The sequence below is a fragment of the Ferdinandcohnia jepli genome (genome assembly GCF_047246645.1).
GTDB lineage: Bacteria > Bacillota > Bacilli > Bacillales > Bacillaceae_L > Ferdinandcohnia.
In genome coordinates, this window is sequence record NZ_JBFOKR010000014.1 from 66,821 (window position 1) to 91,461 (window position 24,641).

A 24,641-nucleotide genomic window follows, 5' to 3' on the forward strand; every position below is an offset into this window, starting at 1 on the left:
TAAAAAGGAGTTGTAACATATGTTTGTTAAAAAATTAACATCAATCGATGCCAAAGCGTATTGGGAACTAAGGCTTGAGGCGTTAAAAAATGCACCGGAAGCCTTTTTAACAACCTATGAGGAAGCGGTTAATAGACAAAATCCTATCGAAGAATATGAACAAAGGTTTCAGACCGAAGGGCAATTCAACTTAGGTGCATTTGAAGGTGAAGTACTGATTGGTATGGTTACATTAATACGTGAAACACATGAAAAATTAAGACACAGGGCGAATATTGTAGCAATGTATGTTGATGTAAAATGGAGAGGGAAAGGGATTGCCAAAGAACTACTGTACGAAGCTATACGTATTGCTAAGGAATTACCAGAAGTGGAACAACTCTACCTAACTGTAGATGCCGGGAATACTCCTGCCAAGCAGCTTTATTCGGGTCTTGGATTTAAGGTGTATGCGGTGGAGGAACGTGCTATAAAGTATAAAGGGGAATACCGTGATGAAGAGCATATGGTGTTGTTTCTATAAAAGCAGTTGAACAAATTGTCAAAGTTTGTCTTGCATATATTACTTTTTTCTCATATCATTAAATGGTAGTAGATATTGATTTTAATGATAGTTTTATAACTACATATTGTGTTATGCCTTGAGATAAGGATGCCGTTAGGCTTAATAGGGAATCTGGTGAAAATCCAGAACTGCCCCCGCAACTGTAAATGCTGACGAAATGAACAACAAACCACTGTATAAGGTAACTTAAAAGGTACTTATACGGGAAGGGTTCATAGTAGTGTGAAGCATAAGTCAGGAGACCTGTCTTTTCTTAAGATGTTTCAACTTCTTCGGGGATTGAGAAGATGAAACGATGGCTGGTAGAAGAGTGCAGTTTTTTGACTTTTTACTGTTATCGTTTCGTCCGTTCAATTATTTGAACGGATTTTTTGCGTTATAGGTTTTAAAACTAAGATTTCGTTTAGCCTAACTTCCTTCGAACTTCCCGAACTATTTTTAAACTGGAGGAGAGATAAAATTGGTAATAACAGTAAAAGAGGAAATGGGATCTGTCTTCGGTGCACTTAAATATGCATCTGAAACCTATCAATTGGATACAAATGAAATCCAAAAAAGATTGTTAGAAAAGAATCTAGAAAAACTAAATGCTAATCAACAGGCAATGTTTTATGCATTAGATAAGGTTGCAATGGACCAACCAGACTGGACATATTTAGCTGCCTATTTGTTTTTAGAAGACCTCTACGACAAAGCGGCTAAAAATAGAAATTATAACTCAACTTTAAAATATGGTGAATTCTACGACTTAATCCGTTTATTGACTCATAAAGGGATATATTCTACTGAACTAATAGAAGGGTATAGCAAGGAAGAAATCGTAGAACTAGGTAAATTAATTGATCAAAGCAAGGATTATCTGTTTACCTATATTGGTTTGTTCCTATTAGCAGATCGTTACCTTGCCAGAGACTATGAACGAAATATTTATGAGCTGCCTCAGGAACGTTTTATGATTATTGCCATGACCTTAATGAAAAATGAAAAGAGAGCGCAGCGTTTAGAGTTAGTTAAGGAAGCATATTGGGCATTAAGTAATTTATATATGACAGTAGCGACTCCTACGCTATCGAATGCGGGAAAAAGCTTTGGGCAGCTATCTTCATGTTTTATTGATACTGTTGATGATTCATTAGATGGGATATACCTAAATAATTGGGATATTGCTAGATTATCAAAAGATGGTGGAGGTATTGGGGTTTACTATGGAAAGGTACGGGCGTTAGGATCTGATATAAAAAGATTTAAAGGGAATTCTTCTGGTGTTGTTCCTTGGATTCGTTTGCTGAATGATACAGCTGTAAACGTAGACCAGCTAGGACAACGACAAGGTGCAATTGCAATCTATCTTGATATTTTCCATAAGGATATTATGAACGGATTCCTTGATCTTAAAACGAATAATGGAGATGAGCGTCGAAAAGCACATGATGTTTTCACAGGTGTTAGCGTACCAGATCTGTTTATGCAAAAACTTGAAGAAGTAGATGAAACCGGTAGAAGTATCGGAGAGTGGCATACTTTTTGCCCTCACGAAGTTAAACAAGTCATGGGGTGGACAGATGAACACGGGGCACCTCTAGGTCTTGAGGACTTTTATGATGAAGAAGACGATAAATATTTCACTGAAAAATATGAAGAGGCAGTAAGACATCCTTTATTACCTCGTAAAACATACCGGGCGATGGATATCATGGCACGGATTATGATTGCTCAGCTGGAAACAGGGACGCCATATATGTTTTACCGAGATGAAGTAAATCGAAAGAATCCAAATAAACATCTTCTCAAGCGAGGAAGAACTTCCATATTCTGTAGTAATTTATGTACTGAAATTGCACAAAATATGTCGCCAACATCCATAAGTAAAGAGTACATAGATAAGGATGGAAACATTGTAATAGTTCGTAAACCTGGTGATTTTGTCGTTTGTAACTTGTCTTCTATTAATCTTCCAAGAGTAATAAAGGACCAAGTGCTAGAACGGTTAACGAAAATACAAGTCAGAATGCTTGATAATGTGATTGACCTTAATACAATCTCCGTTAAGCAGGCTGACATAACAAATAAAAAGTATCGAGCAGTTGGTTTGGGTACTTTTGGATGGCATCATCTTCTTGCGCTGGAGGGTATTTATTGGGAATCAGAAGAAGCTGTTACATATGCAGATTCAATCTATGAAGATATTGCCTATTATACGATCAAAACGTCAATGGAATTGGCATTTGAAAAGGGAAAATATAAGATGTTTGAGGCATCTGAATGGCATACAGGCGAATATTTTACAAGGAGAAATTATGACTCCGAACGTTGGTTGAAGTTACAAGAAAAGGTTGCATGTCACGGTATTCGAAATGGGTGGTTAATGGCTATAGCACCTAATTCTTCAACGGCAAAAATCGGTGGTTCAACAGATGGAATAGACCCAATTTATGCGGTTGAATATGCAGAAGAAAAGAAGAATTTTAAATTTAAGGTTACGGCACCAGATATTAACCATAAAACGTATGAATATTACCGAAAAGCTCGTCACGAGTTGGACCAGATATGGAGCATTAAACAAAATGCAGCACGCCAGAGACATATAGATCAAGGAATAAGTTTTAACCTGTATGTTAGACACGATATTAAAGCCAAAGAGTTGCTGAATCTTCATTTGGAAGCCTGGAAAAATGGGTTAAAGACAACCTATTATGTGAGGAGTACCTCCCAAGCGGAAATCGAAGAATGTGAGCTATGTCATTCGTAATGAAGGAGGAAACAGATATGAGTTTAACGAAAATCAAACTTCTTAATCCAGAGTTCCCAAATAAATCAACAGGCATTATTAATGGGCAGTCTTCAGGTGTATTAAATTGGAATGATATTGCTTATCCACAAATGTATAATCTTTATCAGACATTACTTTCAAACTTTTGGAAGGCTCAAGAAATAAATATGCAGGATGATATTAAACAATGGGACTTACTAAGTAAGATTGAAAAAGATGTCTTTTTACGAATTAATACACAGCTTGCATCACTAGATAGTTTACAAACTCCAACCATGTTTCAAGTAATGGACTATGTTACTGATTCCAGCTTCAAAGCAATATTTGCAGTTATTTCACAGCAAGAGGCAGTACATAATGAATCTTACTCATATATCTTAAGTTCACTAATACCTTTACAAGAACAAAATGAGCGTTTTAACCAAGCGAAAGTAGACCCGATTGTAAAAAAACGCAACCAACTTATTTTAAATGCATATGAAGGTTTTCGCGAAAATCCTTCCCCGCAAAGTTTATTCGAGTTGGCTGTTAACTCTATCAATCTTGAGGGAATATACTTTTATGCGGGGTTTGCATTCTTTTATAATCTAGCAAAACAGCAAAAAATGCTGAAAACAAGTACAATGATTAGCTATATCCAAAGAGATGAGATGCAGCATGCCTATTTCATTGCACAATTTGTACGTATTTTGTTAGCGGAAAATCCAGAATTAAATAATGAGACTAATAGAAAATATGTATATGAAACAATTGGCCAAGCTGTAGAATTAGAGAAAGAATGGGCAAATTATATTTTAAAAGATATTAATGGAATTGAACTCAGCGAGTTTGAAGAGTATGTTGAATACCTGGCGAATAAGCGACTACGTCAGCTGGGATTTGAGAATTTATATGAAGATAAAATAAACCCCATGCCATGGATACAAGTATTCAACGATGAAATGATGAATGAAACGAAATCGGACTTTTTTGAGCAAAAATCCAGGACATATACAAAGGTCTCACAAAATAATGGATTTGATGAGTTATAGTGGGTAAGGGAATGAATGTAGGTATTGTATACACCTCAGTTACGGGAAACACAGAGGAAGTAAAGAATGTTATTGAAGAATATATAAAGGAGTATTCATGTACGTACACAGCATATCCAATAACAGAATTCCCACTAAGCAGTTTAAGATATTTTGATATTATAATGATTGGTACTTATACATGGGGAAATGGTGAGATACCAAATGAAATGCTAGGATTATACAAAGCATTTGAACAACAGAATACTAAAAAGATTGTTACGGGAGTTTTCGGTACAGGAGACCAGTGTTATCCATCTTTTTGTGGGGCAGTTGATGGATTTCGAGATATGCTTTATACACAGACTGATTTGGCAGCAACACTAAAAATTGAATTACTACCTCAACAACAGGACTACGGCAGGTGTAAACAATTTGTGGAAGTTATAGTTAGACGTTATTTAAAGGAATGATGGAAATTTATTTTCATCATTCCTTTTACTAGGCTTCAACGTTTAACCTAAAAATAAGTATGAGATTAATAATGTATAAACCTATTAAGCACATCAACAGCACTTTAAAATCCAAGAGTGATGCCACAATTGGACCTATACTCGCCCCTGTTAATAATGTAAAAGAATACAACGAAATTGCCGATCCTCTTGCATGTTCGCCAATTGTACCAATCAATGAAATAACAGAAGGATATAGCAAAGATATTGCTGCAACAAAAGGAATGGAAAGAATACCTATTACTATAGGAGAACCTGAAAACAGAAGAAGTACAAGGCTACCTGCAGTTAGATACAATCCTATTATTAGCGTGAATTTCGCTCCATATTTTTGAACTAGTTTGCCAGAGAAAAAAGACAACGTTGCACCAATAAGTCCAATCGCCCTAATAATAAATAATATATCTTCATCAACCTTCCCACCTAAAAAACGGCCAACACCATCGTAAAAAGAAACAAATGTTAAAAGGATTGAAAAGGCCACTACATAACATTTTAAGAGAGATCGATTTTTTAGTAATGAAAACATAGTTGAAAAAACAGAACTCCCATTTTTCTGTTTAACTGAAATATTTGGAAGAAGGAGTACCCCACAAATAAAAAATACAAGATAGGAAATTCCAAAGAAATAAAATACAGTTTCCCACCCAAATAATTTTGTGATAACGGAACTCAATAGCTGTCCGAGAATGCCAGCTATTATAAATCCAGTATTAATGAGAGCAAGTACTAAGGTTCTTTGTTTAATTGGAAACAAATCAAACGTATAGGCGAAGGCTACAGGTGCAAAACTCCCTAGCGCAAATCCCTGCAAACCACGTGTCACATATAGTGATATTTCGTTGGATGAGAAACCGACAATACACGTAGTAAGAAAGGAAATGAACAGCCCGATAATAAGTACCTTCTTTCGTCCAACTTTTTCAGAAACCGGCCCAAAGGTTAATAACCCACATGCGTAGAAAATAGAGAAAACACTACTGCCCCAAACAGCTTGCTGCATCGTAATTGAAAGATCAAGAGCAACATTTTTATAGATTGGTATAAACGTATATATATTACTGGCTATAAAAATCCCAGTTATGACGAGCAGAAGAGCAACAATAGATAAACGATTCAACCAGATCACCACCCTGTAGTAGCATATGACTACTTTAAGGGTCTGGTTAAAAAAATAGGCCCAGTTGAATGTGCTGGGCTAGTAAAACAGATGGAAGTAAGCTTGGTAACATTTTGTGTGTTCCTCAAATTGATTTGGACTAATTTTAGCAAGGAGTTCAGCAGTTTCCTTTTCAGTGAGCCCATGCACTCTCTCTGTTTTTAACTCTCCTCCAATGTATTGTATCGTCTTCATATACCAGGGTGACATTGCATCCCTAAGTTCCGTACGATATAATTTTCATCTTGTAATAGAGGTAATAATTACTTTCTAACCATTTTGAGGAAATTCAAAATGTGAGGTTTCTATGAATTAACTATATTTGGATGAGCTATGATTCGACAGTCTTGCTAAGTTTTTTGGTACAATTAATAGATGAGAATAAGAGATAAATAATCTTTTAGAATCGCGGGAAAAATGAAGTTCAAGGTGACTGAAAGACAAGTTGTTTTTCGGTTTAATGCCCAAATTCGAGTGTGAACTGGAAGTTCTGTAAGGAAGAAGGGTTTTATGTGCCCGAGAGCGAGTGTGAACTGGATGTTCGGTAAAGTAGAAGATTTCTACGTGCCCGAACCAATGAATGTATTGATAGTTCGGTAACCTATAAAAAAACAAAAGCTTCTCTATAAAAGATACATCATAATCAATAGCCGCCACAATCGGCGACAAACGTTTTATATATATGGAGGTAATTACATGTCTCTACAATTTATTTTGGGACGGGCAGGTTCTGGAAAATCGCATATGTGCCTTGAGGAAATTAGGACGAAACTAATTGAAAATCCAACGGGCTCTCCAATAGTTTATTTGGTTCCTGATCAAATGACGTTTCAATCGGAATACGATTTAATCAATACACCTGGAATTGGTGGGATGATGCGTGCTCAAGTCTTTAGCTTTACTCGTCTTGCATGGAGGGTTTTACAGGAAACCGGAGGAATGAGTCGTTACCATGTAAATAATGTGGGAGTTAATATGCTTCTTCGTAAAATCATTGATACAAAGAAGCAAGATCTTAAAGTCTTTTCACGTGCTGCAGATAAAAATGGATTTATTACACAAATGGAAGAAATGGTAGCTGAGTTTAAGAGATACTGCATAACACCTGAAGCGTTGGAAGAACAGAGAAGCTCCGTCTCGAGTGAGAACAAAGTACTTTCGGATAAGCTACATGATTTAAAGTTATTATATGATGAACTTGAAAATCACCTATTTGAGAAATACGTAGATTCAGAGGATTATTTGCGGTTACTAGTAGAAAAGATACCACAATCTGCTTATATACAGGATGCAGAAGTGCTAATTGACGGCTTCCATAGTTTTACTCCACAAGAGCTTGAGGTAGTAGGGCAACTTATGAAAACTGCTTCAAAAGTAACAATTGCGCTTACGGTAGATAATGCATATGACAACCTGCCGCCACATGACTTAAGCTTGTTTCGTATGACAGGCACAACCTACCAATCTATTTTACAAATGTCAGCAGACCTGGGAATCAAAGTGGAACAGCCAATTCTACTAACAGCAGCTCCTCGGTTTGAATCACAGCCTTCGTTAACTCATTTAGAGAAATTCTTTGATGAGCGACCAACCGTTTCTTACCAAGACACACCTGCAATTACTCTTAGTCAGGCTGTAAATCGCAGAGCAGAGATTGAAGGGATTGCCCGTGAAATTCAGAAGTTATCTCGTGATGAAAATTACCGTTATCGAGACATGGCAATATTAGTCCGCAATGCAAGTGACTATCATGAGATTATTGAAACGATTTTTCAAGATTACCAAATTCCATTTTTCATCGACCAGAAACGGTCCATGCTTAATCATCCATTAATTGAGTTAATTCGCTCAAGTCTTGAAGTGATAACTGGAAATTGGCGTTATGAAGCTGTCTTTCGCTGTATAAAAACAGATTTACTCTATCCATTCGGAGAGGACATTTCAGAATTACGAGAAGACATGGACCAACTTGAGAATTTTGTCCTCGAATATGGAATGCAAGGTTACAAATGGACGAATGGAGAACGTTGGAAGTATAAGCGGATTAGAGGGTTAGAGGACCAGGAACTTCCACAAACTGATAAGGAAAAAGAGTTTGAAGATAAACTTAATAACCTAAGACAAATGATAGTTGAACCATTACTAACACTACAAAAACGGTTACAAAAGGCGAAAACCGCAACAAATATGTGTGAAGCTCTTTTTCTATTTTTAGAAGATCTAGAAATACCAGCGAAAATGGAAGAATTGAAGTTAAATGCTGAGCTTTCGGGAAGATTAGCTGAAGCGCGGGAACATGATCAGGTCTGGAATTCGATTCTTGAATTACTAGACCAATTTGTAGAGATTATGGCAGAAGAAAAAGTTTCTCAAAAAATGTTCAGCAATATGCTTGAAACTGGATTAGAAAGCATGCGTTTTGCTCTTGTGCCTCCAGCGATTGACCAGGTACTGATTGCCAGCTTAGAGCGATCGAGGTTTTCTAATATAAAATGTACTTTTATTATTGGAGCAAATGACGGAGTGATTCCAGCTAGACCGAATGAAGAAGGGGTATTCTCCGAACAGGATCGTGAAGCATTGGGAGAAGGTGGACTACGTCTTGCACCTGGTAGTAGAGAAACATTACTAGATGAGAACTTTCTTGTGTACGGAGCATTAACCAGCGCTTCGCAAGCAATTTATATAAGCTATCCGCTCGCGAATGAAGAAGGGAAATCATTACTTCCTTCACCTGTAATAAAACGTATAAAGGATATATTTCCGAATGTACCTGAAAAATTCTATATGAATGAGCCATCTGAACTTCAAGCAGAAGAACAACTAGATTATATTGTGAATCCAGACGTATCTTTATCCTATCTTGCTACTCAGCTGCAAGCTTGGAAAAAACAATATCCAATTCAACCTCTTTGGTGGGACGTATATAATTATTTTGCCGACCATGATGAAATGCGTGAAAAGAGTAAGTTGGTTATAAGTAGCATGTTTTATAAAAATAAACCGAAAAAGCTTTCAAACGAAGTTACAGAGCTTTTATATGGTGACCATATTCAAGGTAGTGTATCGCGTATGGAGGTATTCCAAGGTTGTCAGTTTTCTCACTTTGCGAGCTATGGTCTCCAATTGCGGGAGCGGAAAGTATTCCGTTTGGAGTCACCTGACATCGGGGAGCTTTTTCATGCAGCTCTTAAACAGATAGCTGATACATTAAGAGAAAAGGGTTTAGATTGGCGAGATATAACGAAAGAACAATGTGATCAGTTTGCTACGAAAGCAGTAGAGGCATTGGCACCTCGATTACAAAAAGAAATATTACTAAGTTCAAATCGTTATCACTATATCATGCAAAAACTTCAAAAAATTATTAGCAGAGCTTCAAAAATATTAAGTGAACACGCGAAAGCAAGTGGATTTGCTCCACTTGGTCTTGAATTAGGCTTCGGTAAAAAGGGGCCATTACCACCAATTCGCTTCACACTTGATAACGGAAGTACAATGGAGCTTGTTGGACGTATTGACCGAGTCGATAAAGCAGAAAGTACAAATGGTGTTCTTCTTCGAGTAGTAGATTATAAATCAAGTCAAAAAGCTCTCAATCTCTCTGAGGTCTATTACGGTCTTGCACTTCAAATGCTGACCTACCTTGATGTGATTATTACGCATTCAAGGGATTGGATTGGAACAACTGCAAAGCCTGCAGGTGTTTTATATTTCCATGTGCATGACCCAATGATTAACTCAAATAAGGCAATGCCAGAGGACAAGATTGAAGAAGAAATTTTTAAGAAGTTTAAGATGAAGGGACTCCTGCTCGGGGATGAGGAAAGTGTCCGCCTGATGGACCAAACATTAGAAACGGGTCATTCTCAAATCGTTTCAGCGGCCCTAAAAAAAGATGGCAGCTTTTATTCTACATCCCAAGTAGCTAGTGAGGAAGAATTGGGTTACCTTCGTAATCATGTTCGAGGAGTCTTTAAAAATACAGGAAATCGGATTACAAATGGTGAAATTGATATTGCGCCTTATAAGCTGAAGGATAAAACTCCATGTACGTACTGTTCCTTTAAATCAGTTTGCCAATTCGATCAAAGTCTTGAAGAAAACAATTATCGAGTACTACCATCAGAAAAGAACGATGCTATTCTTGCGAGAATTCGAAATGAAGGTGTGAAGGTAAGTGAGTAACAATATAGAAAAACCAGTAGGTAGTCAGTGGACAGATGACCAATGGAAGGCAATTGTTTCAAATGGACAGGATATTCTTGTTGCAGCAGCTGCTGGTTCAGGTAAAACAGCTGTTCTTGTAGAACGTATAATAAAAAAGTTACTTTCAGATGAAAATCCAATTGATGTTGACCGTTTACTTGTTGTTACGTTTACAAATGCATCAGCTGCGGAAATGAGAAACAGAATTGGTGAAGCATTAGAAAAGGCGTTAAAAGAGAACCCTGCTTCTTTACATGTTCGACGTCAGCTGAGCTTACTAAACCGTGCATCCATATCTACCATTCACTCTTTCTGCTTAGAGGTTATTCGAAAGTATTATTATCTAATTGATATTGATCCAGGCTTTCGCATTGCAGACGATACGGAGGCCGAGCTTCTTAGAGATGAAGTGATGGAGGAACTATTTGAGGAGCACTATAGTAACCTTGAAAATAGTCGCTTTTTTGATTTGGTAGATCGTTTTACAAATGATCGTTCAGACGTTGAATTGCAGAATATGATTCGTAAGCTTTATGAATTTTCGAGAGCTCATCCGTCACCAAAACAGTGGTTACAGCAAATCGTATCTGATTATAAAATTGATCAGCAGTCATTAGACGGAACACCTTATATACCGCACTTACTAGCAGATATTTCACTTCAACTGGAAGGTGCAAAAGCGAACCTTTTACATGCACTTGATTTAATTAGAATACCTGGTGGACCTGCGCCTCGTGCAGAAACAGTTGAGGCAGACATTGAACAGGTAAATCGCCTTTTACGTGCTAAGAATGATTCTTGGACTGCACTCTATCATGAAATGCAGACGATAGTGTTCAAAACAGCAAAACCAGTTAAAGGTGCTGAATATGATGAGGTTCTAAAAGAGCAAGTTGGTAAGTTACGTGATGATGCAAAAAAACAAGTTCAGAAGTTAAAAGAAGACTTGTTCAGCAGAACTCCGGAAGCATACTTACGAGATATCGAAGAGATGCAGCCTTCGATAGAAATGTTGGTACAGCTTGTAATTGAATTTGGTGAGCGATTCCAACAGGTAAAGGGAGAAAAAGGGTTAGTTGATTTTTCAGACCTTGAGCATTATACACTGCAAATCTTACGTAAATCTGATGCGGAATCTGGAGAACTAGAACCATCAGCTGCGGCAATAGAGTATCGCATTCAGTTTGAAGAAGTACTTGTGGATGAATACCAAGATACAAATATGGTGCAAGAATCAATTTTAAAGCTTGTAACAAAAGATGGTGAAGCAACTGGCAATATGTTTATGGTGGGAGATGTTAAACAATCCATTTACCGATTCCGACTAGCAGAGCCTCTTTTATTCTTAAGTAAGTACAAACGCTTTACTCCATCAGGGGAAGATACAGGATTACGAATCGACCTTTCAAAGAACTTCCGAAGTCGTTCTGAGGTTTTAGATGGTACAAACTATTTATTCAAGCAGCTTATGGGTGAAAAAGTTGGAGAAATTGAGTATGACTATGATGCTGAATTAAAGCTAGGTGCAGATTATCCAGCGAGTGACCAAATGGCAGCTGAGCTGCTTTTAATTGATAAAAATGGACAAGAGGCTGAAAATTTTGAATCTGATGATGATTCAGAGGAAGATGATAACCTGGTTCTTTTTAATCAGGCAGAGCTTGAAACGGCTCAGCTTGAAGCAAGAGCTATGGCAAGAAAGATTAAAGAAATGATTTCTTCGCAATTTCCAGTCTATGATAGAAAGCAAGATCGGATGAGGAGTATTACGTATCGTGATATTGTCATCTTAATGCGGTCAATGCCTTGGGCACCACAAATTATGGAGGAGTTTAAGCAGCAGGGGATCCCTGTTTATGCAGACTTGTCAACGGGATATTTTGATGCAACTGAGGTAGCGATTATGATGTCTTTGTTAAAAGTAATCGACAATCCATATCAAGATATTCCACTTGCATCAGTACTTAGATCACCAATTGTTGGGCTTGAAGCAGATGAACTTGCATATATTAGAACTTTTGAAAAAAATACACCTTATTATGAGGCGATGAAGGTATTTTTAAAAGAAGCTTCTTCCGAAAGTGAGACGCATTATAAATTGAGGAAGTTTTACCGTATGCTTGAGAACTGGCGTACAAAAGCAAGAACAGGTTCTCTATCAGAGTTAATCTGGCAACTCTATCGTGAAACTTATTTTTATGATTTTGTAGGTGGTATGCCAGGCGGCAAGCAGCGGCAAGCGAATCTACGAGCTTTATATGATCGTGCCAGACAGTATGAAACGACATCTTTTAGAGGTTTATTCCGATTCTTGCGATTCATCGAGCGCATGCAGGATAGAGGCGATGATTTAGGAACGGCAAGAGCTCTTGGTGAACAAGAAGATGTTGTGCGTTTAATGACTATCCATAAGAGTAAGGGACTTGAGTTCCCTGTTGTGTTTGTGGGCGGACTGTCAAAACAGTTTAATATGATGGACTTAAACAAACGTTATTTACTTGATAAAGAACTTGGTTTTGGTTCTAAATATGTGAATCCAAAGCTACGAATCAGTTATCCAACTCTACCAATGCTTGCGATTAAGAAAAAGATGCATTTAGAACTCATCGCTGAGGAAATGCGGGTTTTATATGTGGCACTAACTAGAGCAAAGGAAAAATTATTTCTGGTAGGAACTGTAAAAGACTTAGAGAAACAAAAAGGTAAATGGCAAGCTAGCCTTCAAAACAAAGACTGGTTATTGGCAGATCATACAAGAGCTGGTGCTAAATCGTATATTGATTGGGTCGGCCCTGCTTTAATAAGGCATCGTGATGCGCAATTATTACGTGGTGAAGAAACAGTGGACCACTTGCCTCAGGAGGTAGTAAACCACCCTGCGAAGTGGGAAATGCATCCAATCGCAGCTACAGAGCTTCAACAAGTAGAAACTGACCAGGAAAACCGAAACGAACAAATTGAGCAGGCAATAAAAGAAGGAAAGCATATTCCTGTTAGTAGTGAATTCTTGCCAAGAATTACAAATCAACTAACTTGGAAATACCCATTTAAATCTGCAGCTAACAAACGTTCAAAACAATCGGTCTCAGAAATTAAAAGACAAAGAGAAAGTATGGATGAAGCTAGTGACACAACCTTCATGCCTAAGTTTCGAGCATCAAGTGCTGATCGCCCACGGTTCATGCAGCAGAAATCATTAACAGCTGCAGAACGAGGGACTGCAATGCATATGGTGATGCAACATGTAAACTTAAAGGAACCTATTAATGAAACAACACTACGTGAGCAAATTGCAAAAATGGTTCATCATGAACTACTAACCAATGAACAAGCAGAGGTTATTGATATTGAGAGTGTTCTAGGATTCTTCAATTCTGATATAGCAAAGCGAATGAAACACGTTGAAGAAGTTCGCCGTGAGGTTCCGTTCAGTGTAGCCATTCCAGCCTCAGAGGCCTATGCTGATTGGTCGGACGAGCAACAGGAAAATGTCCTAATACAGGGTGTCATCGACTGTATATTTGAGGATGAAAAGGGAATTGTCTTAATTGACTATAAAACAGATGCAATTACCGGAAGGTTCAAAGGTGGTTTTGAAGAGGCGAAACCTGTCTTAGAAGAACGATATAGAGTCCAGCTTGAACTATATAGTAAAGCAATCGAACATATATGGAAAAAGCCAGTTACCGAAAAATATCTGTACTTTTTTGATGGTGGGCATTTGTTGGAGGTCTAGGAGATAAGGGTTTTGCCGATGTGTGTTGGCAAGATCCTTTTTCTGTTGAAAAAGGGATGCGTATGAGAACAGTATGCAGTACGCGCTTATGGGGAAATTGTGAAAGGGTGATTCGCAAGAGAGTGATGCGGTACACGCTTGAGAGAAAATTGGTAAAGGGTGATTTGCAATCCCCCGATGCGGTACACGCTTGAGGGAAAATTGTGAAAGGGTGAGTGGCAAGCGTCGTATGCGATACACGCTTGAAAGGAAATTGTGAAAGGGTGCTTCGCAAGTCCTCGATGTGGTACACGCTTGAGGGGAAATTGGAAAAGGGGTGCTTCACAAGAACACGCTGCTCTACAAGCTACAAGCGCCTGAAGTGGTCACCATTTAATAGATATTCAAGAATACTCCCGTCAACAGAGCTAAAATAGGAACACACGTTCTTATTTTTCTAGTAATCTCCCAAAAAAAATGATAATATGAAAATAGCTACATAAACGGGTGGGCTGTTAACCACTTCCCGTCAGAAGGGAGGTGGAAGCATGACAATTTATGAGGCATTGTCTTTTGCACTAAATTCGAACTTAGTTTTAATTGGAGTGGTTACAATTGTTATTATGTTTCAGCAATACAAAAAGAAGTAACCACCCGTCCCTCACCAAGGTTAATGGGTAGTTACCTCTTTTGAAATTACAACGTAATTGGTTAGCCGCTCGCTTGTGGCGTGTAGCTAAACTGATTAGGTGTTAACGGCACCTAATCTTCTTTCATTATATGAAAAATGGACTATTTTTTCAACTTTACACACCAGATCTAAATTCGAATTAAAATGGTAGACCAATTCTCCGGAAATTTCCATTAGTGGTCTACCATTTTTGGACAAGCTTCTATGATAAAATGATAGCAAGGAAAAGAGATCAAGGAAGGTGCGTAGGTTATGAGAATTCTTCATACTGCCGATTGGCATTTAGGTAGGTCACTAGAAGGAAGAAGCAGACTAGAAGAGCAGGCACAGTTTTTAGATGAACTTGTTAAAATTGTTGAAGAAGAAAAAATTGATGTTGTACTAATGGCTGGAGATGCCTTTGATACAGTAAATCCACCTGCAGCGGCTGAGCAGTTGTTTTATGATAGTATTTCCCGGTTATCCAATCAAGGAAAAAGACCTATTTCTATCATTGCTGGAAACCATGATAATCCAGAACGCCTTTCAGCAGCTTCACCTCTTGCGCATCAGCAAAATATACAACTAATTGGGTTACCTACAATGGATGTTCAAACCATTTATTCTCCAACAACTGATGAAATTTTAAAATTAGCAGCAGTTCCATATCCATCAGAATCTCGACTTGCAGAAGTTCTGTCAGAATCTCATGAGGAATTATTGCTACGTGATAAATATGATCAACGAATACAAGGTATTTTTGAAGAAATGAGTAAGGCGTTTTCACCTGAAACGATTAATATTGCAATGAGCCATATCTATGTTACTGGAGGAAGTAGTTCTGATTCTGAACGCCCGATAGAAGTAGGCGGAGCCTATACAGTAGCAGCTACTAGTCTCCCAGAAGCTGCCCAGTATGTAGCTCTTGGGCATTTACATCGACCACAGATGATTGCTAGAGCAAAAACAATGGCAAGATATTCGGGATCACCGTTAGCATATAGCTTCTCTGAGGCTGGTTATGCAAAATCTGTTACTATTCTGGATGCTAAGCCAAGTCAACCTGTCGAGATGTCAGAAATCTATTTATCAAGTGGAAGACCACTTGTCAGATGGAAAGCAACAGAAGGTCTTGCTCAGGTATATAGATGGCTTGATGAAGGTAAGGATTCGAATGCATGGATTGATTTAGAAATTCATGTAACCAATGCATTATCAATAGAAGAGATTCATAGACTTCGAAAACACCATAATGGCCTTATTCATATCAGACCTATATTTGAAGAACTTGAAAAGGAAAAAATAGAGCGTGCTTCAAATTCTTCTTTACCAATTGATGAATTATTTTCCCGTTTTTATGAACGTCAAACGGGTGGAGCAAAACCAGAACCGGAATTAACCAAATTGTTTTTAGAGCTAATTTCTGATGAAGCTGAAGAGGATGGTGAAGATGCATGAAACCAATCACACTAACAGTTGCAGGATTGCATAGTTTCCGTGAAAAGCAAACGATTGACTTTGGTTCCCTTTGTGAAGGAGGAGTATTCGGTATTTTTGGTCCAACGGGAAGCGGAAAATCGTCTATCCTGGATGCGATGACATTGGCTCTTTATGGTAAGGTAGAGCGTGCTTCGAATAATACACTAGGTATTTTAAATCATGCAGAGGAACAATTACATGTATCATTTATCTTTGAATTAGAAAACGCAAATGGTGCAAAACGATATATGATTGAGCGTAGCTTTAAGCGTGCAGATGAACTTCGCGTAAAGTCTGCAGTTAGCCGATTAATTGAGATTGGTGATGAATCGGTTGTACTAGCTGATAAAATTGGTGAAGTAAATCTGTCTATTCAGGAATTGTTAGGTTTAACAATTGATGATTTTACAAGAGCAGTAGTTCTTCCTCAAGGAAAGTTTGCCGAATTTTTATCATTAAAAGGTGTAGATCGTCGTCAGATGCTTCAACGACTATTTAATCTTGAACAATATGGAGACAAGCTTAACAAGAGATTGAAAAGTAAACTAACGAAAGCAAAGAATGAACTCGGTGAGGTAATAGCAGAACAGACTGGACTAGGAGATGCTTCCTCTGAAGCTATAAAAATAGCAGAACAGGAACTAAAAGAAGTAGAAATTCTGTTAGACAAACGCCAAACAGAGCTCACTAAGGTAGAGACAGATTATGAAAGAAGTAAAAATATCTGGGAATGGCAACAACAAAAGGTAGCTATAACAACAAGATTGGAAGAAGTTAATCAGAATAAACCAAGTATTCATGTACTTGAAGAGAAGGTAAAACAGGCAGAAGAATCTGATCGAGTTAAGCCTTATCTTGAAGAATATGAAGCAGCTCGAAATTCAGTTGAGACATGGACTGCAACCTATAAAACTCTCCATGATCAGTTATTAGTAAAAAAAGTGGAGAACAATAAATCTTCTCAAAGTTATCAACAAGCAAGGGCGGAAAAGACAGAAAAGCTCCCTGGACTGGTAACAAGAAAACAACAACTTCTTGATGCAAAGAATGTCCAAGAAAAAATTACTGTACTAAAAAGAGAATCTGAAGCCCTAATGCAAAAATCTGATGGTTTACAAGCTCAGAAACTAGAAAAGCATAGATTAGTAGAAGGTATGTCATTATTCATAACAGAGGAGCTAGAGAAACAGAAAAAGCGTAAAGAATGGATTAGTTCAAAGACAATCTCTGTGAATGAACGAGTAGAACAAAGAAAGGCTTATAATCAGAAGCAGACTATTGTTCATAACCGAGAGAACTTACAAGAGTTGCTTTCTGATGTTGAAAACAAGAAGAATCAAGCTTCTGAAACTGAGAAACAGCTTTACTTCAAAAACGAAGAACTCCTTCAAGGAAAAAAACGGTTGGAAGCATTGTTTGTAAAAACTGCGACAACCTATGATGCAGTTTGTAATAATGAACGCCAAAGCGAAGTGCTCATTGCAAAATTAGAGGAAATGCTTTCCGAAAAAAATCAAGAATTAGAGGCCATTCGACGAAATAACCTGGCGATACAGCTCGCTGGTCAATTAAAGGCTGGAGAGGCGTGCCCGGTTTGTGGTTCAACTGAACATCCAAATCCAGTAATGGTACATGATGACCACGGAAAACAACTTGAAACTGAGATTAAGAAACTTTCAGAAGAAATTACTTCTGTTAGAGGTTTAAGTCAGGAGTATACAACATTAAAGCTAAAACTAGAACAGATATCACAAGGAATTGTTCAAGAGTATCCTGGTGAGCTTAATGTAACCGCGAATGAAAAAGGGGAACAATTGATAAATCAGCTTGACCCTTTCTCACAAATAAAAGCTCTTGATGTCGAGCAGAAATCGTTACAACAGGATCTCATACAGCTTCAGGAAACAGGAAGAAAAGCAATCCAGGGAATTCGAGCAGTGGTTCAGCAAATTACACAACTCAAATCTACGAATGAGATGAATCGCAGTGCGTATCAAGAAATCATGGAGAGAGTTAAAAAGCTTGAAGAAACGATAGAAGCTCAAATGACAGAATGGAACCAAACATTTACAAGTGTTGTATTTGAAGCTGTCGAGACGAGACTTGAAGAAATCTCTAAAAACGACAAACTCGTTCAGGAGCTTTCTCAAGAGGTTGAAAAGTGTGCTACTATACTTGAACAAAAGGAAAATGAACGAAATCACTACTTATCAGAGTGTAATGAAATTGACCGGAATATGGTGGAATGTACCTCAATCTTACGTGGTAAAGAAGACCTTTTAAAGGAATTAAATGACCAACTCGCAAAAGAGATAGGTAACAACGATATCGATCAATTACTAAAAGAAACGGAGCACATGTTACACTACCTTGAAGAAACAGAATCAAAAGCTTATGAAACGTGGCAACTTATTCAGAAAGAATGTAACAAGCTAGAAAATGAGGCTCATGCTGCTTCACAATCATTGAATGAAGGTAAGCTTAGATTGGAAAAAGCGACTACTAAATGGAATGAAGTCTTAAGTCAAACTTCATTTTCTCAAATAGAGGAAGTGAAGGCAGCCCACCTTTCTAAAGAAGTACAAAATTCTTATAAGAACCAAATTGAAACGTTTTGGGACACTTTCAAGCAGCTTGAAGCAGAGCTACTTAAGATAAATAACCTCCTTCAAGATTCGGTGCTATCCCTTGAAAAGTGGGAAGAAATTCAACAGATGCGTGAAGAAATGAGAGCGATGTTAAATGAAGCAGTTGAGGCAAAAGGAGCAGCGTTAAAAGCCTTGCAGGTGCTTCGTGACAAACATGAACGCTTCAACGAACTTGAAGAGCGTCGTTTAGAATTAGATGAGTTAGTAGAACTATATAATAAGCTTCAAAGTGTATTTAAAGGAAATAGCTTTGTTGAATATATTGCTGAAGAACAGCTTGTACAGGTGAGTCTTGAAGCGACAGAGAGGCTTGGTATCTTAACTAGACAGCGGTATGCAATTGAAGTAGATTCACAGGGTGGATTTATCATGCGGGATGACGCAAATGGTGGAGTAAGAAGACCTGTAACAACACTCTCAGGCGGAGAAACCTTCTTAACTTCATTAGCCTTAGCACTTTCATTATCAGCACAAATACAATTGCGCGGTGAATATCCGCTTCAATTCTTCTTCTTAGACGAAGGCTTTGGAACACTTGATTCTGATCTTTTAGATACAGTCGTATCTGCTCTTGAAAAATTACATTCAGAACAATTAGCAGTAGGGGTAATTAGCCACGTTCAAGAGTTGAGAGCCAGATTGCCAAAACGACTCATAGTCGAACCAGCAGAACATTCTGGCAGAGGAACAGTTGTGAGATTGGAAACATTATAGATTAGAAAACAGGCCAGTAATTTCTTGGCCTGTTTTTTTGTTGAGTAAAAGAACCTTTTCTTAACGCACCGCTTTGCTTTAGCCGAGTTATTAAAGAATGTTAACTTTGCTTGTTAGAGATATTAATAATAAGAAAAGACTGCGTTATTCGCAATCTTTTGAGGTGTATCGTTTTATCAAATTTAATTACGCGTTCGCTTTAATAACCTGGTCTGCAAAGTCAGGATCATTTGTATTAGTTGAATTGAGACCATTATTTGTACAAATAAAGTCCCCAGTATTAAAAGATCCTGAGCCTGAATATGTCTTTGCGGAATCCTTTGGCGAAACATAAAAGGAATCACCAAAGTTTACAACTCCACCGCCGACACTGTTTATTTTTATAGGTCCAACAATTGAGGGCATAAGATAACATCCTTTAATACTTCTTTTTATCATAATTTATGTTTTTACCTACTAAACTGTTACTTGCCTGAATCAGATTTATCCTTTAATAACTGTCTGATATGCTTTACTCTTGATTGAGACTCAATAATCTCAGTAGAGCCTATTTGAACGACAGATGAAGAGGATACACCAAGAATACGAATTGAATTTACCTTTATAACTGGATTTTGATGATAACTTTCCATACTTATACGTTCATTAATTGGTACTGTGGGTAACTCTTTAGTAAAAATGGGATAATTAGAGAGGTCACCTTCATTTGTAAAAAATATTGGTACCTCTCTTTGGACCGCAAGAGCTTTGGATACAGGTGCAATTCGTGTAGTATCACCAATCTCAAAAATGCTACTAAATAGTAAAGCATTAATTTTAATATAATCAACTACTGATATTCTTTTCATTTTATCACCTTGCCGGAGTTACTGGGGATAAAGGTACGAAAGGGCCGATAATTAGAGATTCGGCAGGCGTATCAAATGCGGACGCCATTGAGATGGTCTTAGCATCTCCAACTATAAATACAGAAGAGGTAGAGACCCCCATGATATCAATATTTCCCACATGTATTTCTTTATTTACTACAGTAAATTTCATGAATTGTTCCCTTCTTTCTTATTCAAAGGTAAATGATTTATATAAGCTGTAATTGAGTTCTGAATATCAGTCTTAAGACTCGATAAGATTGTTTCATATATGTGATTTTCATTTGAAGGGTTCTGTAGATGGTGGTTGTTTTGTTCTACATAATAAAGAATTCTCTCATGAATTTGCTTACGTATATCCTCAATAATAAATTCAGTATGGCCTTCTTCAAGTGATGTCCTTTTTTGACTTGAGATTGTATTAATATAAGTAGGACAATCATTCGATAAGTAGTCTTCAATATCATTTTGAATTTCATCAATCAGATCTTTGTGCGTATGTCTAATATCAGGAATGTTAACCTTACTTTGAGGAACATCAAAGTCCTCAATTTGTTCATTGTTCATTGGATTTAAGCCAATATTTAGAGTTCCTTCTAATGTCTCAACTTTTAGTTGATCAAATTTATATTCGATTTTGTCAATCCTTGTAGCAGGTTTCCTTTTTAAATCCTCCATCTCTGATCTGATAGATTGGACTAATTGCTCTAATTGTCCAATGCGTTGATTTTGTTGTTCAATATATTGATTTAATTTATGAATATATAGAGAGATATCGCAGTAATTTGGGTACATTTTTTTCACCCTCCTAAAACTAATACTTTAATAAACTATGCCTAGAAGTGAGAATAGGTGAATGCCCAGTTATCTAGCTGCAGGTGGAGCAGCAAGTGGAACTGCGGGTGCACCCAATGCTGACGATTTACCGCTGATTTGTGGCGCGGGTTCTGTGAATCCCCCAGTATTATAAAGATTAGCTGAAGGTTTAATAAGTCCTGCACTTCCTATTTGTAAAACAGATGAATTTGTTACACTGCCAACTTTTAACATTTGTATACATATATTTTGATTTATATAAAAATTCAAGGTGGTATTCCCCCTATGCATTTCCAACAACTACTGAGTCAATTTGGTCTGTATCATATGTGTTGGTGACACTTTGGTTATTATTGATACGTATTCCATCGCCTGTATTAAAAGAGCCGGCTCCTGCGAAAGTTTTGGCAGTAGTAACTGGTGCAATTTGAAAGACATCCCCAATATTCATCACGCTACTGTTTCCTATACTATTTACTTTTACGGCTCCGACAATAGCTGGCATTAGTAAACACCCTTTTTAAAAATCAAGTTTATTTATCTATTTCGTGACGACCAGAAAAAATTCTGAAAAGCCTCTAAATATAATGAATTTCTATAGTGTATGTATATCGCCCATTAGTTGTGAAATAAAGTCATGTGTGGAGTACCTCTGAAAGGTAAGAAAAAATTCTATTTATTTTTACTTAGTTCTTCTATAATCAAGAATATAGAAAAAACAAATAGGGGTTGAGGTATTGAATAATGCACGATTATCACCGATTGAAAGTTCAGAACGAATTCATTCGATTGATGTAATTAGGGGACTGGCTATTCTGGGGATATTTCTAGTGAATATGCCTTCATTTTATGCACCAATCCTGTATTTGAACCCTGCAGAATGGTGGAGCGGGGGATTAAACCAGGGAACAAACACATTCATTGATATTTTTGCACAAGCTAGTTTTTACACATTGTTTTCTTTTTTATTTGGATTTGGAATGATTTTGTTTAAGGAAAGAGCACTGGCAAAAGGCTATTCCTTTTACCCGTTAATTAGTAGGAGATTATTTGTATTATTACTGCTAGGATGCATTCATGCATTTTTGATCTGGCATGGAGATATCTTGATTTCGTACGCAATTGTTGGTGCAGTTTTTTTGATATTTCATAAATCAAAGCCATTAACATTACTTATTTGGGCACTTTGTTTGATATTTATTCCTAGTATCTTATTTGCATGCTTAATGTTCATAGCTATAATGTTTGCTCCAGAAGTAAGTGATATCGCATTTAACGAACAACTAGCGCTTGCATCTGCTCAAGTGTATAGCTCAGGGAGTTTTGCTGAAGTCACACTACAACGTATTACAGATTGGTATTTTGTTAACAACCTTGCGAATGGTTTTTTCCTAATCGTAACCTTACTTCCTATGTTTTTATTAGGGGCTTATATCGCAAAGACGAAAATGTTTAGTAATGTGGAAGGAAATCTAAAGAAAATAAAAATTCTATGGGGTATTTCTTTACTAATAGGAGTTCCAATAAAACTCTTGCCATACATCACGAGTAAAAATGTAGCAACTGACTTTTTACAGGATACTATTGGAGGACCCGGTACAGCCATGTTCTATGCAACTTCAATTGTATTACTAATGAGACTCCAACTATGGAGAAAAATACTATCTCCGTTAGCTTCAGTAGGGAGATTATCGTTAAGTAATTATTTATTTCAATCTATCCTGTGTACCATTCTTTTTTATGGTTATGGATTCGGTCTATATGGAAAGGTAGAACCTTTCACAGGTTTATTGCTGGCAATTGCAATCTTTATTCTCCAAATTTTCCTAAGTACAATTTGGTTGAAAAAATTCCGTTTTGGTCCAGTAGAATGGATTTGGAGATCTCTAACCTATCTACAAAAAGTAGAAATACGTAAAAAGGTCATTCGCTAATGCGGATGACCTTTAATTCACCATTTTTAGTTTTTTCTCTTTAGACTTTTGGTGAAGGTTTAACAGGCGATCTAGCTCCTGACTGCACTTTACTGTCTCTCTAGCAGTAAAGCCATGGCGATTGGCTAAAGCAATCATTTTCCTGCGTTTTAATTCGATTACAATCTTCAACAAGAACATTTTCATTTCTCCATTTTTTGTACTTTAAGAAAAGCTACTGATCTCCACCATCATTGGCAGCATATCGTGGTTTTCTAATCACAATCTAACCAAAATGAATAGTCTAAAGTTGTAAAGGAGCGGTTGTACTATTATTATACCTATCTCCATTTGGATTAAAACAGGTTCGATAAAACAAGCTAAAAACTTACAAAAACGAACAAAATTCTACATTTACTACCTTTATGTTACAACGTATTAATGAAGGATATTTCATACAAAATGATGAATATATAATCTTGAGGTGATTAGAAAATGAGATTTGTTACTGCAGAAAAGGATAATACCATTTTTATTGGGATCGTCGATGAAAATCTGCAAAAAGTGGTGAATTTACAGCTTGCAGAAGAATTGATGACTGGAAAAACAACTATCCCGAAAGATTTAATAGAGTGTATTGAGCTAGAAGAGGAATTCTTACATAAAATTGAAGAATTAAACAAATTGGGAAAAGAGTTCCAAAGTAATCAATACATTTATGATTTGGATGATGTAAAACTGCATGCTCCTATACCGAGACCAAAAAAAAATGTTTTTTGTGTGGGGAAAAACTATGCAGAACATGCCATAGAATTAGGTAGTGCAGAGGATATTCCCGAACATGTCATGCTATTTACAAAGGCGCCGACAACCGTAGTAGGGCATAACGAGGTTGTCTTAAACCACAAAGATATAACGAGCCAGCTTGATTATGAGGGAGAACTAGCAGTCGTTATCGGTAAAAAGGGAAGAGCAATAAAAGAAGAAGAGGCTCTTGATTATGTCTTCGGTTATACAATCATAAATGATATAACTGCCCGTGATCTTCAAAGCCGCCATAAACAGTTTTTTTTAGGAAAAAGCTTAGATACAACTTGTCCAATGGGGCCATACATTACCCATAAATCTCTTATCCCGAATCCAAACAAATTACAAGTCGTAACAAAAGTAAACGAAGAGATTAGACAAAATGGAAATACTGAGCAATTTATTTTCCCGGTAGAAACAGTAATCTCTGTCATTTCTCAGGGGATGACACTTGAACCTGGTGATATAATTGCAACCGGAACACCTGCGGGAGTAGGAAAGGGCTTTAAACCGCCGCGTTTCCTAAAAGGTGGAGATGTAGTAGAAATATCTGTTGAAGGATTGGGTACTTTGCGAAATGTGATTGAAGAATAGATTTTTGACCTGCAGAGACGAGTTTCTGCAGGTTATTTAGTGTGGGTTGCTTTCACTAAAAATGGCGCGAATTCGTCGGTTTTTTGATAGTAAAACCTCCTATTTTGCCATCTGGGCGGACATAAGCGGTTTATAAAGTTATTTAGGTTTTACAAAAATTTATTTACGGCTGTTATTTCAAAAATACGGCT

At 37.1% G+C, this 24,641-nt stretch carries 19 protein-coding genes and 1 riboswitch; of the genes, 10 read left to right on the plus strand and 9 right to left on the minus strand.

Annotated elements, in window-relative coordinates:
- Positions 1-19: 19 nt before the first annotated feature.
- From AB3M96_RS15780 to AB3M96_RS15795, 4 genes are all read left to right on the plus strand, one after another.
- A complete protein-coding gene (locus AB3M96_RS15780; protein ID WP_412968592.1) occupies positions 20-523 on the plus strand; it encodes a GNAT family N-acetyltransferase in 504 nt (167 codons plus the stop codon).
- 109 nt (positions 524-632) lie between these two features.
- A riboswitch (cobalamin riboswitch) is annotated at positions 633-830 on the plus strand.
- Between the two features lie 219 nt (positions 831-1,049).
- Positions 1,050-3,314 carry a ribonucleoside-diphosphate reductase subunit alpha gene (locus AB3M96_RS15785; protein ID WP_412968684.1) on the plus strand — a complete coding sequence of 755 codons (2,265 nt, stop codon included), beginning with the start codon at positions 1,050-1,052 and terminating at the stop codon, positions 3,312-3,314.
- A gap of 17 nt (positions 3,315-3,331) precedes the next feature.
- A complete protein-coding gene (locus tag AB3M96_RS15790; RefSeq protein WP_412968593.1) occupies positions 3,332-4,366 on the plus strand; it encodes a ribonucleotide-diphosphate reductase subunit beta in 1,035 nt (344 codons plus the stop codon).
- An 11-nt stretch (positions 4,367-4,377) separates the two neighbouring features.
- Positions 4,378-4,818: a flavodoxin domain-containing protein gene (locus AB3M96_RS15795; RefSeq protein ID WP_412968594.1), complete on the plus strand. Its 441-nt coding sequence runs from the start codon at positions 4,378-4,380 to the stop codon at positions 4,816-4,818.
- A gap of 28 nt (positions 4,819-4,846) precedes the next feature.
- Here the strand turns inward: AB3M96_RS15795 and AB3M96_RS15800 are convergent, their stop codons facing one another.
- The gene (locus tag AB3M96_RS15800) at positions 4,847-5,977 is read right to left on the minus strand and encodes an MFS transporter (protein ID WP_412968595.1); all 1,131 of its coding nucleotides are present in this window, start codon (positions 5,975-5,977) and stop codon (positions 4,847-4,849) included.
- Between the two features lie 78 nt (positions 5,978-6,055).
- Positions 6,056-6,211, minus strand: coding sequence for a cation-transporting P-type ATPase (locus AB3M96_RS15805; RefSeq protein WP_412968596.1), 156 nt, complete (start codon positions 6,209-6,211; stop codon positions 6,056-6,058).
- A gap of 501 nt (positions 6,212-6,712) precedes the next feature.
- On the opposite strand from AB3M96_RS15805, the gene addB reads away from it, so the two are divergent.
- The 4 genes from addB to AB3M96_RS15825 all read left to right on the plus strand — a co-directional run bounded on the left by addB (position 6,713) and on the right by AB3M96_RS15825 (position 19,451).
- Positions 6,713-10,204 carry a helicase-exonuclease AddAB subunit AddB gene (gene addB / locus AB3M96_RS15810; RefSeq protein ID WP_412968597.1) on the plus strand — a complete coding sequence of 1,164 codons (3,492 nt, stop codon included), beginning with the start codon at positions 6,713-6,715 and terminating at the stop codon, positions 10,202-10,204.
- Positions 10,197-13,961, plus strand: coding sequence for a helicase-exonuclease AddAB subunit AddA (gene addA, locus AB3M96_RS15815; RefSeq protein WP_412968598.1), 3,765 nt, complete (start codon positions 10,197-10,199; stop codon positions 13,959-13,961). The genes addB and addA overlap by 8 nt, the downstream gene beginning before the upstream one ends.
- A gap of 922 nt (positions 13,962-14,883) precedes the next feature.
- Positions 14,884-16,068, plus strand: a complete 1,185-nt coding sequence (locus tag AB3M96_RS15820; RefSeq protein ID WP_412968599.1) for an exonuclease SbcCD subunit D — start codon at positions 14,884-14,886, stop codon at positions 16,066-16,068.
- On the plus strand, positions 16,065-19,451 hold the full coding sequence (locus AB3M96_RS15825) for an SbcC/MukB-like Walker B domain-containing protein (RefSeq protein WP_412968600.1): 3,387 nt from the start codon (positions 16,065-16,067) through the stop codon (positions 19,449-19,451). The genes AB3M96_RS15820 and AB3M96_RS15825 overlap by 4 nt, the downstream gene beginning before the upstream one ends.
- A 186-nt stretch (positions 19,452-19,637) precedes the next feature.
- Here the strand turns inward: AB3M96_RS15825 and AB3M96_RS15830 are convergent, their stop codons facing one another.
- The 6 genes from AB3M96_RS15830 to AB3M96_RS15855 form a co-directional block, all read right to left on the minus strand.
- On the minus strand, positions 19,638-19,856 hold the full coding sequence (locus AB3M96_RS15830) for a spore germination protein (RefSeq protein WP_412968601.1): 219 nt from the start codon (positions 19,854-19,856) through the stop codon (positions 19,638-19,640).
- Positions 19,857-19,915: 59 nt separating this feature from the next.
- Complete coding sequence (locus tag AB3M96_RS15835) at positions 19,916-20,299, minus strand: spore germination protein GerPE (protein WP_412968602.1); 384 nt, start codon at positions 20,297-20,299, stop codon at positions 19,916-19,918.
- A 4-nt stretch (positions 20,300-20,303) separates the two neighbouring features.
- Positions 20,304-20,492: a spore gernimation protein GerPD gene (locus AB3M96_RS15840; protein ID WP_412968603.1), complete on the minus strand. Its 189-nt coding sequence runs from the start codon at positions 20,490-20,492 to the stop codon at positions 20,304-20,306.
- Entirely contained in the window at positions 20,489-21,115 is a 627-nt protein-coding gene (gene gerPC, locus AB3M96_RS15845) for a spore germination protein GerPC (protein ID WP_412968604.1), read from the minus strand. The genes AB3M96_RS15840 and gerPC overlap by 4 nt, the downstream gene beginning before the upstream one ends.
- A 69-nt stretch (positions 21,116-21,184) precedes the next feature.
- A complete protein-coding gene (locus AB3M96_RS15850) occupies positions 21,185-21,406 on the minus strand; it encodes a spore germination protein GerPB (RefSeq protein WP_412968605.1) in 222 nt (73 codons plus the stop codon).
- Positions 21,407-21,419: 13 nt separating this feature from the next.
- On the minus strand, positions 21,420-21,641 hold the full coding sequence (locus AB3M96_RS15855; protein ID WP_412968606.1) for a spore germination protein: 222 nt from the start codon (positions 21,639-21,641) through the stop codon (positions 21,420-21,422).
- Between the two features lie 232 nt (positions 21,642-21,873).
- Between AB3M96_RS15855 and AB3M96_RS15860 the strand changes: the two genes are divergently transcribed.
- Positions 21,874-23,070, plus strand: coding sequence for a DUF418 domain-containing protein (locus tag AB3M96_RS15860; protein ID WP_412968607.1), 1,197 nt, complete (start codon positions 21,874-21,876; stop codon positions 23,068-23,070).
- Between the two features lie 12 nt (positions 23,071-23,082).
- On the opposite strand, the gene AB3M96_RS15865 is transcribed toward AB3M96_RS15860, so the two are convergent.
- Positions 23,083-23,250, minus strand: coding sequence for a Spo0E family sporulation regulatory protein-aspartic acid phosphatase (locus tag AB3M96_RS15865; protein WP_412968608.1), 168 nt, complete (start codon positions 23,248-23,250; stop codon positions 23,083-23,085).
- A 294-nt stretch (positions 23,251-23,544) separates the two neighbouring features.
- On the opposite strand from AB3M96_RS15865, the gene AB3M96_RS15870 reads away from it, so the two are divergent.
- Entirely contained in the window at positions 23,545-24,450 is a 906-nt protein-coding gene (locus AB3M96_RS15870; RefSeq protein ID WP_412968609.1) for a fumarylacetoacetate hydrolase family protein, read from the plus strand.
- Positions 24,451-24,641: the final 191 nt, after the last annotated feature.

Coding starts and splice junctions, on each gene's coding strand:
- AB3M96_RS15790 (WP_412968593.1), top strand. CDS start 3,332: ATGAGTTTAACGAAAATCAAACTTCTTAATCCAGAGTTCCCAAATAAA.
- AB3M96_RS15870 (WP_412968609.1), top strand. CDS start 23,545: ATGAGATTTGTTACTGCAGAAAAGGATAATACCATTTTTATTGGGATC.
- AB3M96_RS15795 (WP_412968594.1), top strand. CDS start 4,378: ATGAATGTAGGTATTGTATACACCTCAGTTACGGGAAACACAGAGGAA.
- AB3M96_RS15855 (WP_412968606.1), bottom strand. CDS start 21,641: ATGCCAGCTATTGTCGGAGCCGTAAAAGTAAATAGTATAGGAAACAGT.
- AB3M96_RS15805 (WP_412968596.1), bottom strand. CDS start 6,211: ATGAAGACGATACAATACATTGGAGGAGAGTTAAAAACAGAGAGAGTG.
- addB (WP_412968597.1), top strand. CDS start 6,713: ATGTCTCTACAATTTATTTTGGGACGGGCAGGTTCTGGAAAATCGCAT.
- gerPC (WP_412968604.1), bottom strand. CDS start 21,115: ATGTACCCAAATTACTGCGATATCTCTCTATATATTCATAAATTAAAT.
- AB3M96_RS15830 (WP_412968601.1), bottom strand. CDS start 19,856: ATGCCCTCAATTGTTGGACCTATAAAAATAAACAGTGTCGGCGGTGGA.
- AB3M96_RS15840 (WP_412968603.1), bottom strand. CDS start 20,492: ATGAAATTTACTGTAGTAAATAAAGAAATACATGTGGGAAATATTGAT.
- AB3M96_RS15785 (WP_412968684.1), top strand. CDS start 1,050: ATGGGATCTGTCTTCGGTGCACTTAAATATGCATCTGAAACCTATCAA.
- AB3M96_RS15820 (WP_412968599.1), top strand. CDS start 14,884: ATGAGAATTCTTCATACTGCCGATTGGCATTTAGGTAGGTCACTAGAA.
- AB3M96_RS15825 (WP_412968600.1), top strand. CDS start 16,065: ATGAAACCAATCACACTAACAGTTGCAGGATTGCATAGTTTCCGTGAA.
- AB3M96_RS15780 (WP_412968592.1), top strand. CDS start 20: ATGTTTGTTAAAAAATTAACATCAATCGATGCCAAAGCGTATTGGGAA.
- AB3M96_RS15835 (WP_412968602.1), bottom strand. CDS start 20,299: ATGAAAAGAATATCAGTAGTTGATTATATTAAAATTAATGCTTTACTA.
- AB3M96_RS15865 (WP_412968608.1), bottom strand. CDS start 23,250: ATGTTCTTGTTGAAGATTGTAATCGAATTAAAACGCAGGAAAATGATT.